General features: G+C 34.4%; 11 protein-coding genes. 10 read left to right on the top strand and 1 reads right to left on the bottom strand.

Annotation, left to right across the window (positions count from 1 at the left end):
* Positions 1-66 precede the first annotated feature (66 nt).
* The 4 genes from J2Z80_RS14115 to J2Z80_RS14100 all read left to right on the top strand — a co-directional run bounded on the left by J2Z80_RS14115 (position 67) and on the right by J2Z80_RS14100 (position 8,132).
* Complete coding sequence (locus J2Z80_RS14115; protein WP_245301359.1) at positions 67-1,776, top strand: ABC transporter substrate-binding protein; 1,710 nt, start codon at positions 67-69, stop codon at positions 1,774-1,776.
* A gap of 83 nt (positions 1,777-1,859) precedes the next feature.
* On the top strand, positions 1,860-2,834 hold the full coding sequence (locus J2Z80_RS14110) for an ABC transporter permease (RefSeq protein ID WP_245301358.1): 975 nt from the start codon (positions 1,860-1,862) through the stop codon (positions 2,832-2,834).
* 37 nt (positions 2,835-2,871) lie between these two features.
* The gene (locus tag J2Z80_RS14105) at positions 2,872-3,777 is read left to right on the top strand and encodes a carbohydrate ABC transporter permease (protein ID WP_209454956.1); all 906 of its coding nucleotides are present in this window, start codon (positions 2,872-2,874) and stop codon (positions 3,775-3,777) included.
* 62 nt (positions 3,778-3,839) lie between these two features.
* Entirely contained in the window at positions 3,840-8,132 is a 4,293-nt protein-coding gene (locus J2Z80_RS14100) for an endo-1,4-beta-xylanase (protein ID WP_209454955.1), read from the top strand.
* A gap of 50 nt (positions 8,133-8,182) precedes the next feature.
* On the opposite strand, the gene J2Z80_RS14095 is transcribed toward J2Z80_RS14100, so the two are convergent.
* Positions 8,183-9,424, bottom strand: coding sequence for an endo-1,4-beta-xylanase (locus tag J2Z80_RS14095; RefSeq protein WP_209454954.1), 1,242 nt, complete (start codon positions 9,422-9,424; stop codon positions 8,183-8,185).
* A gap of 258 nt (positions 9,425-9,682) precedes the next feature.
* On the opposite strand from J2Z80_RS14095, the gene J2Z80_RS14090 reads away from it, so the two are divergent.
* From J2Z80_RS14090 to J2Z80_RS14065, 6 genes are all read left to right on the top strand, one after another.
* Positions 9,683-11,005 carry a sugar ABC transporter substrate-binding protein gene (locus tag J2Z80_RS14090; protein WP_209454953.1) on the top strand — a complete coding sequence of 441 codons (1,323 nt, stop codon included), beginning with the start codon at positions 9,683-9,685 and terminating at the stop codon, positions 11,003-11,005.
* 240 nt (positions 11,006-11,245) lie between these two features.
* Positions 11,246-12,562: a sugar ABC transporter substrate-binding protein gene (locus tag J2Z80_RS14085; protein WP_209454952.1), complete on the top strand. Its 1,317-nt coding sequence runs from the start codon at positions 11,246-11,248 to the stop codon at positions 12,560-12,562.
* Positions 12,563-12,690: 128 nt separating this feature from the next.
* A complete protein-coding gene (locus J2Z80_RS14080; RefSeq protein WP_209454951.1) occupies positions 12,691-13,575 on the top strand; it encodes a carbohydrate ABC transporter permease in 885 nt (294 codons plus the stop codon).
* A 14-nt stretch (positions 13,576-13,589) separates the two neighbouring features.
* Positions 13,590-14,450, top strand: a complete 861-nt coding sequence (locus J2Z80_RS14075; protein ID WP_209454950.1) for a carbohydrate ABC transporter permease — start codon at positions 13,590-13,592, stop codon at positions 14,448-14,450.
* Between the two features lie 53 nt (positions 14,451-14,503).
* Positions 14,504-15,304: a polysaccharide deacetylase family protein gene (locus J2Z80_RS14070; protein WP_209454949.1), complete on the top strand. Its 801-nt coding sequence runs from the start codon at positions 14,504-14,506 to the stop codon at positions 15,302-15,304.
* Positions 15,305-15,426: 122 nt separating this feature from the next.
* A complete protein-coding gene (locus tag J2Z80_RS14065) occupies positions 15,427-16,086 on the top strand; it encodes a copper amine oxidase N-terminal domain-containing protein (RefSeq protein ID WP_245301360.1) in 660 nt (219 codons plus the stop codon).
* Positions 16,087-16,244 lie beyond the last annotated feature (158 nt).

Genomic DNA, 16,244 nt, shown 5'->3' with positions numbered 1-16,244 from the left:
TATCCCTATGACATAATTATAGAACAAAATTAGCTCGAAGTGGCACATTTCATTACGTTTTGTGCCTTGAGCGAAGCGAAAGGAATGATTATAAAGATGAAAGGGAAAAAATTATTTATTTTGATTCTGACGATTGTAATGGTTATCTCAGCTCTTTTGACAGGCTGCGGTAACACAAAAACAACCAGCAATAATACAAGCAAAAACACATCTAGCAATAATACTAAAGAAAAGAAGACATTCACACTTTTCTACGATACATCAACAGCTACGCCATATGACTATACAAAGACACCTGTCTGGAAAAAACTTTCCGATTTAACAGGTGTGAATTTACAAGTAAGTTATCTTGTTGGTACAGATGAAACATCAAAAGCTACACTTATGATAAGTGGCGGTGACTTGCCTGATTTAATTGTGGCAAGTAATAACACATTTGAACTTTTTAGAGAGGCTAATGATCTGGTACCTCTTGATGATTTGATTGACAAATACGGTACAAACATAAAAAGATGGTATTCTCAAGAAGACTTAAACAAGATGAGAGACCCGAAAGATGGACATATTTATTATTTAACACCTGCAAGAAAAACATTATACTTATATCCTTATTCTGGTTTCTATCTTCCATTAGAGGTTTTAAGAGATGCTGGATGGCCTAAGAAATTAACGCTTGATCAGTATTTTAACATAATTGAAGATTATGTTAAAAAGCATCCGACATATAATGGTCAGCCAGTAATAGGATTTACTGCTCTCACTGATAGTTGGAAGATATTTACGTTAACTGGTGTTCCAAGTTACTTAGCTGGAAATGCTAATACAGGCGATGTATGGGTTGATGAAAACAATAAAGCGCATCCATTTGCAATAAGCCAATGGGCACATGATTACTACAAGAAGTTGAACGAAGAATGGAATAAAGGCATACTTGACAAGCAGATGTTTACTAGAAATTATGATTCATATCTATCTTTGATTGCATCGGGAAGGGTTTTAGGATTTTACGATCAACGTTGGGATATTCAAAATGCTATTAATTCACTAGAGCAACAAAAACTTTACGATAGAGTACCATTTGCCTTGCCTGTAACTTTCGACGGTGTTACAAAAGAAGACTATAATAGCATGAATATGACAGGCAATAGTGCAGGTATTGTTATAACAAAGAGCTGCAAAGATCCTGTTGCCGCATTCAAATTCTTAGATGCTATGTGCAGTGATGAAGCTTTGAAGCTTGAAAACTGGGGAATTGAAGGTAAAGATTATTCAGTAAAAGATGGAAAGATGTACATGACACCAGAACAATTGACTCAATATAAAGATAGCAATTATACTAAACAAGAAGGAATCGGACAATATTGGTATTTCCCACATCCAAATGATGGTGAAAAACTTGCAGATGGCAATTTTGTATCACCGCAAGATACTCCAGAATATATAGCAAGTTCATACAAACCATACGAACAAGAAGTATTAAAAGCATATAATATAACCAATTTGTCGCAAATGATGGCACCACCAATTGAGACACCTTATGGCTTTGTATACGATATAAGCATACCAGATAGCGAGCAGCAGATTAAGATTGCAAATCAAAAGGCATCTGACCTTACAAGAAAATATGTAGCACAAATGATACCTGCGAAACCAGATCAGTTTGAAAGCATATGGAAACAATATGTATCAGAAATGCAAAAAGCTAAATATGATCTTGAAGTGCCATATATACAGCAGCAAATTGATTGGAGAATACAGCATTGGGGTACAAAGTAAACTAATTAAGGTTTTTGTAATGAAGTACGATTGTTCGTACTTCATTACACTTAAAATATTTTAATTTTTTTGGAGGATTGATTATGTCTGCAAATGCAACAACAGAAACTTTATCAAGAGAAGAAATAATAAATTACAGGAAAGATAATAGGAAAAAATTTTTTAAAAAATTGAGCCAACAAAAAGAATTGGTTTTAATTGTTCTGCCATTTCTAATATTGTTGCTGATATTTAGTTATGTTCCACTATGGGGCTGGATAATAGCATTTAAAAATTTTAATCCTGCTTTGGGAATTAGCAATTCTCCATGGGTTGGATTGGAAAATTTTAAAATGCTTTTTGAAGATCCAACTTTTTATCAATCAATACGAAATACGTTAGGAATCAGTATTTTAAAATATTTTCTTGGATTTTTTTCTTCAATAACATTAGCAGTTTTAATAAATGAAGTTAGAAATATGAAATTTAAAAAGACGGTACAGACTATTTCATATTTGCCTCATTTTGTTTCATGGGTTGTTGCAGCAAGTATTGTACTCGATGTTTTATCACCAGATGGAGTTATAAATCAACTGCTTTTAAAATTTCACATTATAAAGCAGTCCATAAACTTTATAGGAGTTCCACATCTTTTCTGGCCTTTAATGGCGCTTTCTGATATGTGGAAAGAAGTAGGCTGGAATTCAATAATTTATCTGGCGGCAATGACTGCTATAGATAATGAGCTGTATGAGGCGGCCAGTATTGATGGAGCAGGTAGAATAAGAAGAATTTTCTCTATAACATTACCGTCTATAGTACCAACCATAAAAATACTTTTAATATTAAATGCAGGATGGATATTAAATGCTGGATTTGAACAAGTTTTTCTATTATCAAATCCGATGGTTATAGATTATTCACAGACATTGGAATTGTATGTATACAATTATGGTATACCGATGGGAAGATTTTCATTTGCGACAGCAGCCGGTATATTTAACTCAGTTGTTTCTTTAGCAATGGTTACACTAGCAAATAGGATATCGAAAGCACTTAGTGGTGAAAGTGCATTCTAATTCTAATTTAAATTACAAATTCTCAGGGGGTTATAAAGTGGCTAAAAATAAGAGAAGAAGGTTGACCACAGAAGATATAGTATTTGATACGATTAATTATATTATTCTTACAATTGTAATAATAGTTACGCTGTATCCATTTATACACGTACTAGCGGTGTCATTTAACGATGCTATAGATACAGTGAGAGGTGGAATTTATTTATTTCCAAGAAAATTTACGACTTTTAATTACGTTTCAATTTTAAATGATCCTGAGATTTACAATGCAACGATAATCTCTGCATTAAGAGCTATTATAGGTTCTGTTTTAAACGTGATTGCAAGCATAATAGTTGCATATGCCATAAGCAGAAGAGATTTTGTTTTAAGAGGAATTGTTTCGAAAATTTTTACTTACTCTATGTATTTTACAAGTGGCTTAATTCCATATTACTTATTAATCAGAGACTTACATCTTATGAACAATTTTTTGGTTTACATCTTGCCAGGGATAGTAAGTGCGTGGAATATAATGGTTGTGAGAAGTTATATTGATGGTTTACCAGCCAGTCTTGTAGAATCGGCGAAATTAGATGGAGCTAGCGAACTGAGGATAATATTTTCAATTATATTTCCACTTAGTGTGCCAGTATTAGCGACGATAACGCTTTTTGTAGCTGTTGGACAATGGAATTCGTGGTTTGATACAATGCTTTTTTGTTCCATGAATCCCAATTTAAGCACATTACAGTATGAATTGCAGAAAGTTTTGCAGTCGACTCAGCAGTTTACACAGCAAGCATCTTTTGATATGGGACTAAGAAATAATTCTAATTCAGTTACTCCCGAAAGCATAAGAGCCGCTATGACAATAGTAGCAGTTGTTCCAATTATGATGGTATATCCATTTTTGCAGAAGTACTTTGTGAAGGGTTTAACCATTGGCAGTGTTAAGGGCTAGAATTTGTTATTTGAATAGCAGTTTAAATTTTAATATTAATTTAATTACCGGGAGGTAAAAAAATGAGCTTAAAAATAAATAAAATTGTATCATTTATTACAGTTTTTATAATGATTTTAGGGACGTCAATGTATATGCCACATGTAAAAGTGTTTGCGGACAGCACCAGCACTAATTTAGTTTCCAATGGAACTTTTGAAAATGGGACTTTAGATGGATGGACAAAACAAGGAAATCCAACATTAGAAGTAACTACTGAACAAGCAATTGGAAAATACAGCATGAAAGTTACTGGCAGAACACAAACATATGAAGGACCTGCATATAGCTTTTTAGGAGAAATGCAAAAAGGAGATACTTACAATATATCACTTAAAGTGAGAATTGTTTCTGGGCAGATTGCAGATAAACATAATCCTATGATAACTGTTACAATGTGCAGGGTAGATGATAATGGTACACATTACGACACGATAGCATGGCAAAAAACAGCTTCTGAAGATTCTTGGACTACAATAAATGGGACTTATACACTAGATTATACTGGAACATTAAAAACATTATATATGTATGTAGAATCACCTGATGCAACACTGGAATATTACATTGATGATGTAGTAGTAACACCACAAAATGCACCTGAAATTGGTAATGTTATTAGCAATGGGACTTTTGAAAATGGCGATGCTACTGGATGGACAGGAACTGGTTCGTCTGTTGTTGAAGCAGTTTATCAAGAATCTCGCAGTGGAAATTACAGTTTATTTACGACTGGTAGAACTGCTAACTGGAATGGTCCTAGTTATGATTTGACTGGCAAAATAGTTCCCGGACAGCAATACAATGTTGATTTTTGGGTGAAATTTATTGATGGAAATGATACAGAACAGTTTAAAGCTACAGTTAAAGCAACATCCGACAAAGATAATTATATACAAGTTAATGATTTTGCTAATGTCAATAAAGGTGAATGGACAGAGATAAAAGGAAGTTTTACTCTTCCTATTGCAGATTACAGTGCAATAAGTATCTATGTTGAGTCACCAAATCCAACAGTGGATTTTTACATTGATGATTTCTCTGTGATAGGTGAAATTGCAAATAATCAAATTACAATACAAAATGATATTCCGGATTTGTCTTCAGTATTTAAAGATTATTTTCCAATCGGTGTTGCGGTTGATCCAAGCAGATTAGGTGATACTGATCCACATGCTCAATTGACAGCTAAACATTTTAATATGCTTGTTGCAGAAAATGCCATGAAACCGGAAAGCTTACAGCCTACAGAAGGGGACTTTACCTTCGATAATGCTGATAAAATTGTTGATTATGCAATAGCACATAATATGAAGATGAGGGGACATACTTTACTTTGGCATAATCAGGTTCCAGATTGGTTCTTTCAAGATCCAAACGATCCAACTAAACCAGCTTCAAGGGATTTACTGCTTCAAAGATTAAAAACGCATATAACAACTGTATTAGATCATTTTAAAACAAAGTATGGTTCTCAAAATCCAATAATCGGATGGGATGTTGTAAATGAGGTTCTTGATGATAATGGCAATTTAAGAAATTCTAAGTGGTTACAAATTATAGGACCTGATTATATAGAAAAAGCTTTTGAATATGCACATGAAGCAGATCCATCTATGAAATTGTTTATTAATGATTACAACATTGAAAATAATGGTGTTAAGACGCAGGCTATGTATAACTTAGTGAAAAAATTAAAGAGTGAAGGTGTGCCGATAAACGGAATAGGCATGCAAATGCACATAAATATAAATTATTCTAATATAGACAATATAAAAGCTTCTATAGAAAAACTTGCTTCATTAGGTGTGGAAATACAGGTAACTGAATTGGATATGAATATGAATGGCAATATATCAAATGAAGCATTGCTTAAACAAGCTAGATTGTATAAACAATTGTTTGATTTATTTAAAGCTGAGAAACAGTATATAACTGCTGTAGTTTTTTGGGGAGTTTCAGATGATGTAACTTGGCTTAGTAAGCCAAATGCTCCACTGCTTTTTGATTCAAAATTGCAGGCGAAGCCAGCATTCTGGGCAATAGTGGATCCAAGCAAAGCTATACCTGATATTCAATCTGCAAAAGCTTTAGAAGGATCACCGGCGATTGGTGTAAATGTTGATAGTTCTTGGAAACTTGTAAAACCATTGTATGCAAATACTTATGTAAAAGGAACTGCCGGAGCAACTGCTACTGTTAAGTTTATGTGGGATACTAAAAACTTGTATTTGTTAGTACAAGTTTCAGACAGCACTCCATCTAATAATGATGGTATAGAGATTTTTGTAGACAAGAATGACAACAAATCTACTTCTTATGAAACTGATGATGAACATTATACAATTAAGAGGGATGGTACAGGGAATTCAGATATTACAAAATATGTGACATCTAATGCTGACGGATATATCGCACAGCTAGCTATTCCAATTGAAGATATTAATCCTGCACTTAATGATAAAATTGGATTTGACATTAGAATAAATGATGATAAAGGTAGTGGAAGCATAGATACCATAACAGTTTGGAATGATTATACCAACAGTCAAAATACTAATACATCGTATTTTGGTGATATTGTATTGTCAAAATCTGCACAAATCGCAACAGCTATATATGGTACTCCTGTTATTGATGGTAAAGTAGATGATATTTGGAATAATGTTGAAGCTATTTCAACAAATACATGGGTTTTGGGTTCAAATGGTGCTACTGCGACAGCAAAGATGATGTGGGACGATAAGTACCTTTATGTTCTTGCGGTTGTCACAGATGAAAATTTGAATAAATCGAGTGTCAATCCGTACGAACAAGACTCTGTAGAAGTCTTTGTAGATCAGAATAATGATAAGACAACTTATTATGAGAATGATGACGGCCAATATAGAGTCAACTATGACAATGAGCAAAGTTTCGGAGGAAGCACTAATTCAAATGGATTTAAGTCGGCTACTAGTCTTACACAAAGTGGATATATTGTAGAAGAAGCCATTCCATTTACAGCTATTATTCCATCAAACGGCACAATAATAGGGTTTGATTTGCAAGTTAATGATGCAGATGAAAATGGTAAGAGGTCAGGTATTGTCACGTGGTGCGATCCCAGCGGCAATTCATGGCAAGATACTTCAGGATTTGGGAACTTGATGCTTACAGGTAAGCCATCTGGTAGCACTAATTCAGGCAATAATAACACTACAAGCAATACAATAGGCGTAGTTACAAAGAATGGCAATATTATTACATTGACGCTTGATGCAGGAAAAGCTAAAGACTTGATAACAAGTTCAAAAGACAAGAAAGTCGTATTTGACATTACGACAATTGGTCAAGGACAACAAAAAGTTGTTCAGATTTCAAAAGACATTTTAGATACAAGTGCTGAAAATAGCAAATATATAGTCATAAAATCAGACAATGCATCAATAGCACTTGCAAAAGACGCACTTAACCAAGACCAGATACAAAATGGTGTTAATATATCTATAAAAGATAACGGAAAGCCAAATGCATCAAATTACGTACCACTTTCTAATACAATAGACATAAGCATTAAATCAGACAGTGGAAATGTAGCATTGGCAAAACCAGTAGAAGTAACACTGAACATATCAAAAGCTAACGATCCAAGAAAAGTAGCAGTTTACTATTACAATCCAACAACAAATCAATGGGAATATGTAGGAGGAAAAGTAGACGTATCATCTGGAACAATAACATTCAATGCAACACACTTCTCACAGTATGCTGCATTAGAATACGACAAGACATTTAATGACATAAAAGATAACTGGGCAAAAGACGTGATAGAAGTATTAGCATCAAGGCACATAATAGAAGGGATGACAGATACCCAGTATGAACCCAATAAGGCAGTGACGAGAGCAGAATTCACGGCAATGATACTGAGGCTATTAAACATAAAAGAAGAGCCATACAGCGGAGAATTTAGCGATGTAAAGAGTGGAGACTGGTATTCGAATGCAATAGAAGCAGCATACAAAGCTGGCATAATCGAAGGTGATGGAAAGAACGCAAGGCCAAATGACAGCATAACAAGAGAAGAGATGACAGCAATAGCCATGAGGGCATACGAGATGCTTACATCATATAAAGAAGAGGATATAGGAAATACGACATTTAACGATGACAAGGATATAAGTGACTGGGCAAGAAATGTAGTAGCTAATGCAGCGAAATTAGGAATAGTAAATGGAGAACCAAACAACGTATTTGCACCTAAAGGAATGGCTACAAGAGCAGAAGCAGCAGCTATCATATATGGCTTACTAAATAAGACAAATAATCTGTAAGTAAAAAGGCAGAAGGAGTGAGTTCCTTCTGCCTTTTACCATGTGTTGATTTATAAAGTGATTTCTATTAATGTGCTGTTTTTATCAAGGTTAAAGTGGAATTTTCTATCATCAATATCTAATTCGTATTCACCTAAGAAGCCTGTAAATTCAAATTCTCCTGTATTGTTTGTGATAAGACGTGTAGGATGTGTCCACCATTCATTTTTTATAAGTCTTTTTAATTCGTAATATGATGGTTTGCAGGAATTGTCACGGCGCAAAAGACCTGCAGGTGCACCAAGCCACGCATTTTCATCGCAAAAATTCCACCATGTGATTGATTCTACCATTGGATGTGAAAAAAGAGTTTTATAATGCTTTATAATTTCCATTGCTTGTCGTTCTTCACCATCAGGCGTTGAAGGCCAATCGCTTAATTGGTAGTCATTTAAGTCTTCTATTTCAGGTGGCATCAAATGCCCTGATAATAAAGTGTTTTCTGTAAAATGCAATGGAATATTGAAATGCGAAAATCTTTCAAGTACTTCTAAAGTCTTTTCGACACCCCAATATCCTTGATGCATGTGTGATTGGATTCCTATGGCATCAATAGGTATTCCAGCTTCAAGGCATCCTTCTATAAGTATTTCGTATGAAATAGATGTATTAAAGTCATTTATAAGTAGAACAGCATCAGGATTAGCCTTTTTTGCTTCATTAAAAACTTCTTTTACGAGGCGAATGCGCCCTAATTCTTTGCATATTCTGGTTATACCATTATCGTATTTATCAAAAATAGGCATAATGACCACTTCATTTATTACATCCCATATATCGACTAATCCTTTAAAATCGCTTACTTCACGCTTTATGCGATAAAGTTGAGCTTTTAAAATTTCTTCATTGTTCATGTCTAAAAGCCAAGGTGCAGTTACGGTATGCCAGCATAGTGGATGTCCCTTTACAAGACAGCCTTTTGATACAAGCCATTCTGAGGCTTTTTTAAGTCTTTTCGTATCTGGTTTTCCTTTTTCAGGTTCAAATCTACCCCAATAAAAGGGAATCGTAGCATAGTTAAATACGTCAAAAAATTTTTCAAAACGCTCTTCGATTTTTGCTTTATCGTTTTCTTCCAATTCGTCATTAGCAAGTGGAAGAGAATCAAATGCTCCGCACCCAAATAAAAATTTATGCTTTACCTGAGATACAGTAATCTCCGCTTCTTTAATAGGAGAACCGTCTTTTTTAGTCAGCTTGATTTTGACTTTTCCTTTGCGGTGTTTTAATTCATCTGAAGTATCTAAGCTCATTATAATCCCTCCAATGATATGTAATTGTTTATAAATAAAATTTACTCTCATACCTTAGATAAGTCAATAAATTATACATATAAGACTATCATAATATTAAGGTGCGTTTTTGTCGTATTTGACGATAGGCTTTTTGCCATGTATAAAACAAGTAAAAATATCTAAGATTGTAGTAAAAAATTTATATTCATTCTAATTGTATGGTATTTTATTATATTATTGTAAACAATTTAATAAAAATAGAAGGGATGTGGAGGCATGAAGTTATTTAAAAAAGTCATGTTGATCTTGCTTTCAATTATGTTGATATTAAGCGCATCGGCATGTGGTACGAGTTCAAACGGTTCAAGTAATTCTAACGCTTCTAAATCTTCGAAGTCTTCTGACACAAACGAAAAGATAACGCTTACATTTTGGAATATCTTCACTAGCGACCCGCAAAAGACCATAGTTAAAAATATAGTAGACAAATGGAATCAAGAAAATCCAAATGTGCAGATAGAGCAAAGCATAACTGAAAATGATGCATATAAGACAAAGATAAAGACAGCGATAGCAGCAAACGAAGCACCTGATATTATTTATGCGTGGGGCGGAGGATTTTCAAAACCATTTGTAGATGCTGGCAAGATACTTTCACTAGATGATTATTTAAACGATGGAACAAAAGATAAGATGTTGCCTGGTGCACTTAATAATATTACGTATAATGGAAAGGTTTACGGTTTGACTTTTGCTCAACAGGCAAGTGTATTATATGTAAATAAAGAGCTATTTGATAAATACAATGTAAAGATACCTACAACATTTAGCGAGTTGATTGACGCTATAAAGACATTTAAGTCAAACGGAATTACGCCATTTGCCTTAGGTGAAAAAGATGAATGGCCTGGAATGTGGTACTATGACATGATAGCACTCCGTGAGGCCGGTGCACAGCTTTCTAGAGATGCATTAAACGGAAAAGCTTCTTTTGAAGATCAGGCATTTGTAAATGCTGCTGAGAAGTTACAGGAAATGGTTGATGCTGGAGCATTTGATCAAGGTGTTATGGGACTAACGAGAGATGAGGCTACAGCAGAATTTAATCAAGGTAAAGCTGCAATGTATTTCGGAGGAAATTTCGATGCAGCATCATTTGAAGTAGACTCATCTTTAGTTAAAGGAAAAGTTGAAGCTGTAAGATTCCCAACGATCGAGGGAGGGAAAGGAGATCCAACTGAATACATCGGCGGTGGAAGCGATGTTCTTTTGGTAAATGCCAATAGTAAGTATAAAGATGAGGCTGTAAAAGCAGCTAAATATCTTGCAGAAAATATGTCATTAGAGTTTTATAAAGTTGGCGCTGCTTTGCCAACGTGGAAGTATGACAGTGTAGATCAATCTCAGGTAGATCCACTTGAAACACAAATTATGAATAATATAGTTGCAAATTCAAAAGATAGTGTACTTGCTTGGGACTTATATCTTGAGGGTGACCAGGCTCAGACACATAAAGATTTAGTTGCGCAATTATTTGCAAAACAGATTACACCACAAGATTATGCAAAGCAGATGCAAGAAAAAATCAATGGGAAATAATGATGAAATGTGACTTATTCTAATGTGTTGATGTAAAATCGCAAAGCTACTGAACTGGTGGCTTTGCGGTTTGCTATTATTAATTTTTTAGAAGTAATAATAGATTAAGAATTTCGTTAATTAGTAAAGATATTAAAGATTGTGGTAAAAAAATTGTATTCATTATGTTTTCATAATGTTTTATTATATAAACGTAAGTTGTAAACATTACAATAAACATTAGAGAAAGGATGCGGAACAATGAAAAGATTTAAAAAAGTTATGCTAGTTGTATTATCTTTATTGCTGATTCTTAGCGCATCAGCATGTGGTACTAGCTCAAACAATTCAAATGCTTCTAATTCATCTAAGTCATCTGGTTCATCCGAAAAGATAACGCTTACCTATTGGAATATCTTCACTGGTGAACCGGCAAAGACAAAAGTCAAAGAGATTATTGATCAATGGAATAAAGAAAATCCAAATGTGCAGATTGTTGAGAGCGTTACTGAAAACGATGCTTACAAAACAAAGATTAAGACTGCAATTGCTGCAAATGAAGCACCTGATATATTTCAGACATGGGCTGGAGGATTTTCACAGCCATTCGTTGAAGCTGGTAAAGTTCTTCAATTAGACAGCTACTTAAATGACGGTACAAAAGATCAGATGCTGCCAGGAGCACTTGATAATGTTACGTATGATGGAAAAATATATGGCATTACTTATGATCAGCAGGCAAGTGTATTATACGTAAATAAAGAACTATTTGATAAATATAATGTTAAGATACCTACAACATTTAGTGAATTGATTGATGCAATAAAAACTTTCAAATCAAAGGGAATAACTCCATTTGCTTTAGGTGAAAAAGATGAATGGCCGGGCATGTGGTACTACGATATGATAGCACTTCGTGAAGGTGGTGTGCAACTTACTAGAGATGCATTAAATGGCAAGACATCATTTGACAATCAAGCATTTATAGATGCGGCACAGAAACTTCAAGAGATGGTTGATGCAGGTGCATTTGATCCAGGATTTATGGGACTTACAAGAGATGAAGCTACAGCAGAGTTTAACCAAGGAAAAGCTGCTATGTACTTCGGAGGTAACTTTGATGCTGCAGCATTTGACTCAGATCCATCGTCACTTGTGAAAGGAAAGATAGAAGCTGTAAGATTTCCAAGTATAGAAGGCGGCAAAGGTGATCCTACTGAGTACATTGGTGGTGGTGCAGGTGCATTAATGGTTAGTGCAAATTCAAAGCACAAAGATGAAGCAGTTAAAGCTGCAAAATATCTTGCAAAGCATTTGTCTGATATGGAGTATCTGATTGGCGCTGGATTGCCTATGTTTAAATACGATAATGTAGATCAATCGCAAGTTTCACAACTTCAGATACAGATAATGAATAATGTAGTTGCAAATGCAAAAGGTAATGTTCCTGCTTGGGATTTGTATCTAATGGGTGATGATGCTCAGACGCATAAGGATTTAGTTGCTCAATTGTTTGCAAAGCAGATTACACCTCAAGAATTTGCAAAGCAGATGCAACAGAAGGTAAACGGCAAGTAGTATATTGAGATTTTGTAATTTCCTGCTAATTATTTGATAATTAGCAGGAAATTATTTAACGGTGTACAAAGATAATTACTATTGATAGTCTATATGTGCTTCTACTATTTTTGTTAGGAGGTTTTTCTATGGAAAAAATTTTGAGCGATAAGAAAGCGATATTTCTTTTCGTCTTTCCTGCATTTTTAGTTTTTTTGGTTATTGTATTGCTTCCGATATTTTTTTCTTTTTATTACAGTCTATTAAAGTGGGACGGTTTTAGCAAAGGAGTTTTTATTGGACTGCAGAACTATAAAAATTTATTTATTAATAATACAGACGGGTTTATTATTTCCGTTAAAAATTCATTTATATTGGCGGTTCTTTCTGTGTTTATCCAGCTGCCTATTTCTCTTTTACTTGCTTTGATATTATCCAGAGGAATTAAAGGTGAGAAATTTTACAGGACAGTGTATTTTATACCTGTTATATTGTCGACGGTTGTTATAGGTCAGCTTTGGATGAAGATATACAATCCTAACTATGGACTATTGAATTTCATACTGACTAAAATTGGCTTACAATCTCTTACAAATCAGTGGCTTGGAAATACAAAAACAGCACTTGGCGCGGTATTTGTTCCGATTTTGTGGCAGTACATTGGCTATCACATGCTATTAATGTATGCGTCTGCAAAATCGATACCTACAGATATATACGAAGCTGCAAAAATCGACGGTGCGACAGAATCGCAGATCGCATTCAGGATAACAATACCTCTTATGAAGCCGATATTGAAAGTTTGCGTCATATTTGCCGTCATCGGTTCTTTTAAGGCTTTTGACTTAATCTATGTTTTGACTAATGGCGGACCATTACATGCCAGCGAAGTGCCGTCAACATTGATGTACAACATGATATTCTTTAGATATCAATATGGTTATGGTAGTGCAATGGCTATATTTATCATCTTAGAATCTTTAATTGGAACAATCATTATACAAAAATTATTCGGAAAAGATGAAGCATATTAAAGGTGGTGTTAAAATTGAAAAATATTGCAAATAAGAATAATAAAAGAGGTATGAAAAAAATTGGACTTTATTTGTTGGAGGCTATGCTTGTTATTTGGGCAATAATACAGCTATATCCTTTATTTTGGCTATTTTTATTCTCTGTAAAAAATAATACTGAGATTTTCGGCGGAAATATTCTTGGATTTCCTCGAATTTGGCAATGGTCAAACTATTCTGAGGCACTATCCAGTGGTAATGTAGGCAGGTATTTTATAAATAGTTCCATAGTCACAGTTTTAACTATTGTTATATCCAGCATTTTGGTGGCAACAAGCGCATATGCGATTGTAAGGATGAAGTGGAAGTATAGCAAACTTGTCCTTACGATATTTTTGATGGGTATGATGGTGCCGATACATGCCACACTGCTTCCGTTATTTATAATTTTGAAGAATTTAAACTTGCTTAATACGTACGCATCGCTGGTAATACCATATGTCGCATTCGCTATACCTATGGGAATATTTATTTTGACAGGCTTCCTTTATACTATACCACGGGAATTAGAAGAATCGGCATTTCTAGATGGATGTAGCATATACAAGTCGTTTTATTACATTATATTGCCACTTATAAGGCCGGCATTAGCGACAATAGCGATTTTCACCTATTTGTCGACGTGGAATGAGCTTATGTTTGCAAATACTTTTATAAATAATGATGCTATAAAAACATTGACAGTTGGTATCATGTCTCTGTCAGGACAATATCAAACTGAATGGGGACCAATTGGTGCCGGGCTTGTAATTGCTACGATTCCTACAATTTTAATATATGTTTTGCTTAGCGAACAAGTGCAAAAGAGCCTTGTAGTAGGAGCTGTAAAGGGGTAAAATTATATACAGAGGTTGCTTAGGATAGAAATTTTGAAAAGGAGATAATGAAAGTGAGAATACGCTTTGATTATTACCCTAATGGCAAAAGAAAAGCATTGACTATGAGCTATGATGATGGACAGGTTTACGACAGAAAATTGGTTGAGATCTTCAATAAATATGGTATAAAAGGGACGTTCAATCTTAATTCAGGTATGTTTAACTCTAAACCTTATGTATCGAAAGAAGAAATAAAGAAACTATATGAAGGACATGAAGTTGCTGTTCATACAGTAGACCATCCATATCTTACTTTGATACCAAAAGAAGAGTTGGTGTACCAAATAATGGAGGATAGAAAAAACCTTGAGACATTGGTAGGCTATAATGTGCGGGGCATGGCGTATCCGTTTGGCGATTATAGCCATAAACTCGCAAAAGAGCTTAAAGCATTTGGCATAGAGTATTCAAGGACGGTTAATTCTACAAGAAGCTTTAGAATCCCAAGCAATTTTTTGGAGTGGCATCCAACATGTCATCATGACCAAGATGTAATAGAAAAACTTAAGGATTTTAAAAATGTTCCTGAGTGGGAGCAAATGCCACTGTTTTACGTTTGGGGACACAGTTTCGAGTTTGAGAGAAATGGCAATTGGGATTTGATAGAAGAATTTTGCAAGATGGCATCCTTTGATGAAAATGTGTGGTACGCTACAAATATTGAAATAATGGATTATATAAATGCATTGAGAAGCTTAAAGTTTAGCGCTGATGGCAGCATTGTATATAATCCATCAGCAATACCTGTATGGATTGAAGTGGACGGTGAGGCGGTGAAGATAGATTCTGGTGAGACGAAGTTATTGAAATAGCGTTTATTGACAATCAATCCACTATGTCGAAGTAATACGATATAGTGGATGATTTTTTTGCGGTTTAAGAAAAGATCTTTTTATCCGATATATTTAATAGAGGAGGTGATAGCGTGAAAAAGATGGTGGCTATTGCGCTTTCAGTGGCAATTGTTGCAGGTTCTATATCGCTTGTTGATGCGAAACCAAGAGAAAATCATAGAAATGCTTTTAGACAAGCAAATTCTGTGACTGTAAAAAGCGAAAATAGAAAAGAAACATTTGCTGTCAAAAGTAATGAGGCAAAGTATACAAAATTTGCCGGAAAGGTTAGGGCTAAAGGAAGAGAAATCAAGTTTGATGTTCCTCCAGTCATCAAAAGCGGTACAACGTTGATTCCGGTGCGGGCTGTGGTTGAGAGTTTAGGTGCAAATGTAAATTGGGATGCTGCATCAAATACTGTTACAATAACAAAGGGAGACAAAACTATTGTATTTGACTTAAATAATTCAAAAGTATATGTTAATGGTGCTGAAGTGACTATAGAAGTTTCTCCGATGACAATCAATAATAGAACATTTGTCCCGATAAGATTTATCGCTGAAATCTTGGGAGAAAAAATAAATTACGATAACAATGCAGGAGACATAGACATTGAAGATGATAATACGCAAAATAGCACAGTATCGCAAGATGTCTATGGACAAACGGATGAAACAGTTTCACAGGACGTCTATGGCTCTAATAATACAGATAATACAGACAATACAGTTGTAAACAGTGTATATGATGAACAGGATTAGACTAATAATATATAAAAAGATACTCAGATTTGAGTATCTTTTTATAGCATTTTTTTTTGATTTTTTTACTATGAAAACTTATTATATAAGTAGCTAAAAAAGCGCAGACTTCCCCTAGAGCTTTTAAAATAGACTTTAAAGGAAATTAATGGATATAT

Origin of the sequence: Thermoanaerobacterium butyriciformans (assembly GCF_017874545.1) — a bacterium.
Taxonomy (GTDB): domain Bacteria; phylum Bacillota; class Thermoanaerobacteria; order Thermoanaerobacterales; family Thermoanaerobacteraceae; genus Thermoanaerobacterium; species Thermoanaerobacterium butyriciformans.
The sequence above is the reverse complement of the archived record's forward strand: the minus strand, read 5'-3'. Positions and strand labels throughout refer to the sequence as shown.

Excerpts from the sequence above, each read along its gene's own strand:
- J2Z80_RS14110 (WP_245301358.1), top strand. The coding sequence starts at position 1,860 with ATGTCTGCAAATGCAACAACAGAAACTTTATCAAGAGAAGAAATAATA.
- J2Z80_RS14080 (WP_209454951.1), top strand. The coding sequence starts at position 12,691 with ATGGAAAAAATTTTGAGCGATAAGAAAGCGATATTTCTTTTCGTCTTT.
- J2Z80_RS14100 (WP_209454955.1), top strand. The coding sequence starts at position 3,840 with ATGAGCTTAAAAATAAATAAAATTGTATCATTTATTACAGTTTTTATA.
- J2Z80_RS14095 (WP_209454954.1), bottom strand. The coding sequence starts at position 9,424 with ATGAGCTTAGATACTTCAGATGAATTAAAACACCGCAAAGGAAAAGTC.
- J2Z80_RS14085 (WP_209454952.1), top strand. The coding sequence starts at position 11,246 with ATGAAAAGATTTAAAAAAGTTATGCTAGTTGTATTATCTTTATTGCTG.
- J2Z80_RS14065 (WP_245301360.1), top strand. The coding sequence starts at position 15,427 with ATGGTGGCTATTGCGCTTTCAGTGGCAATTGTTGCAGGTTCTATATCG.
- J2Z80_RS14090 (WP_209454953.1), top strand. The coding sequence starts at position 9,683 with ATGAAGTTATTTAAAAAAGTCATGTTGATCTTGCTTTCAATTATGTTG.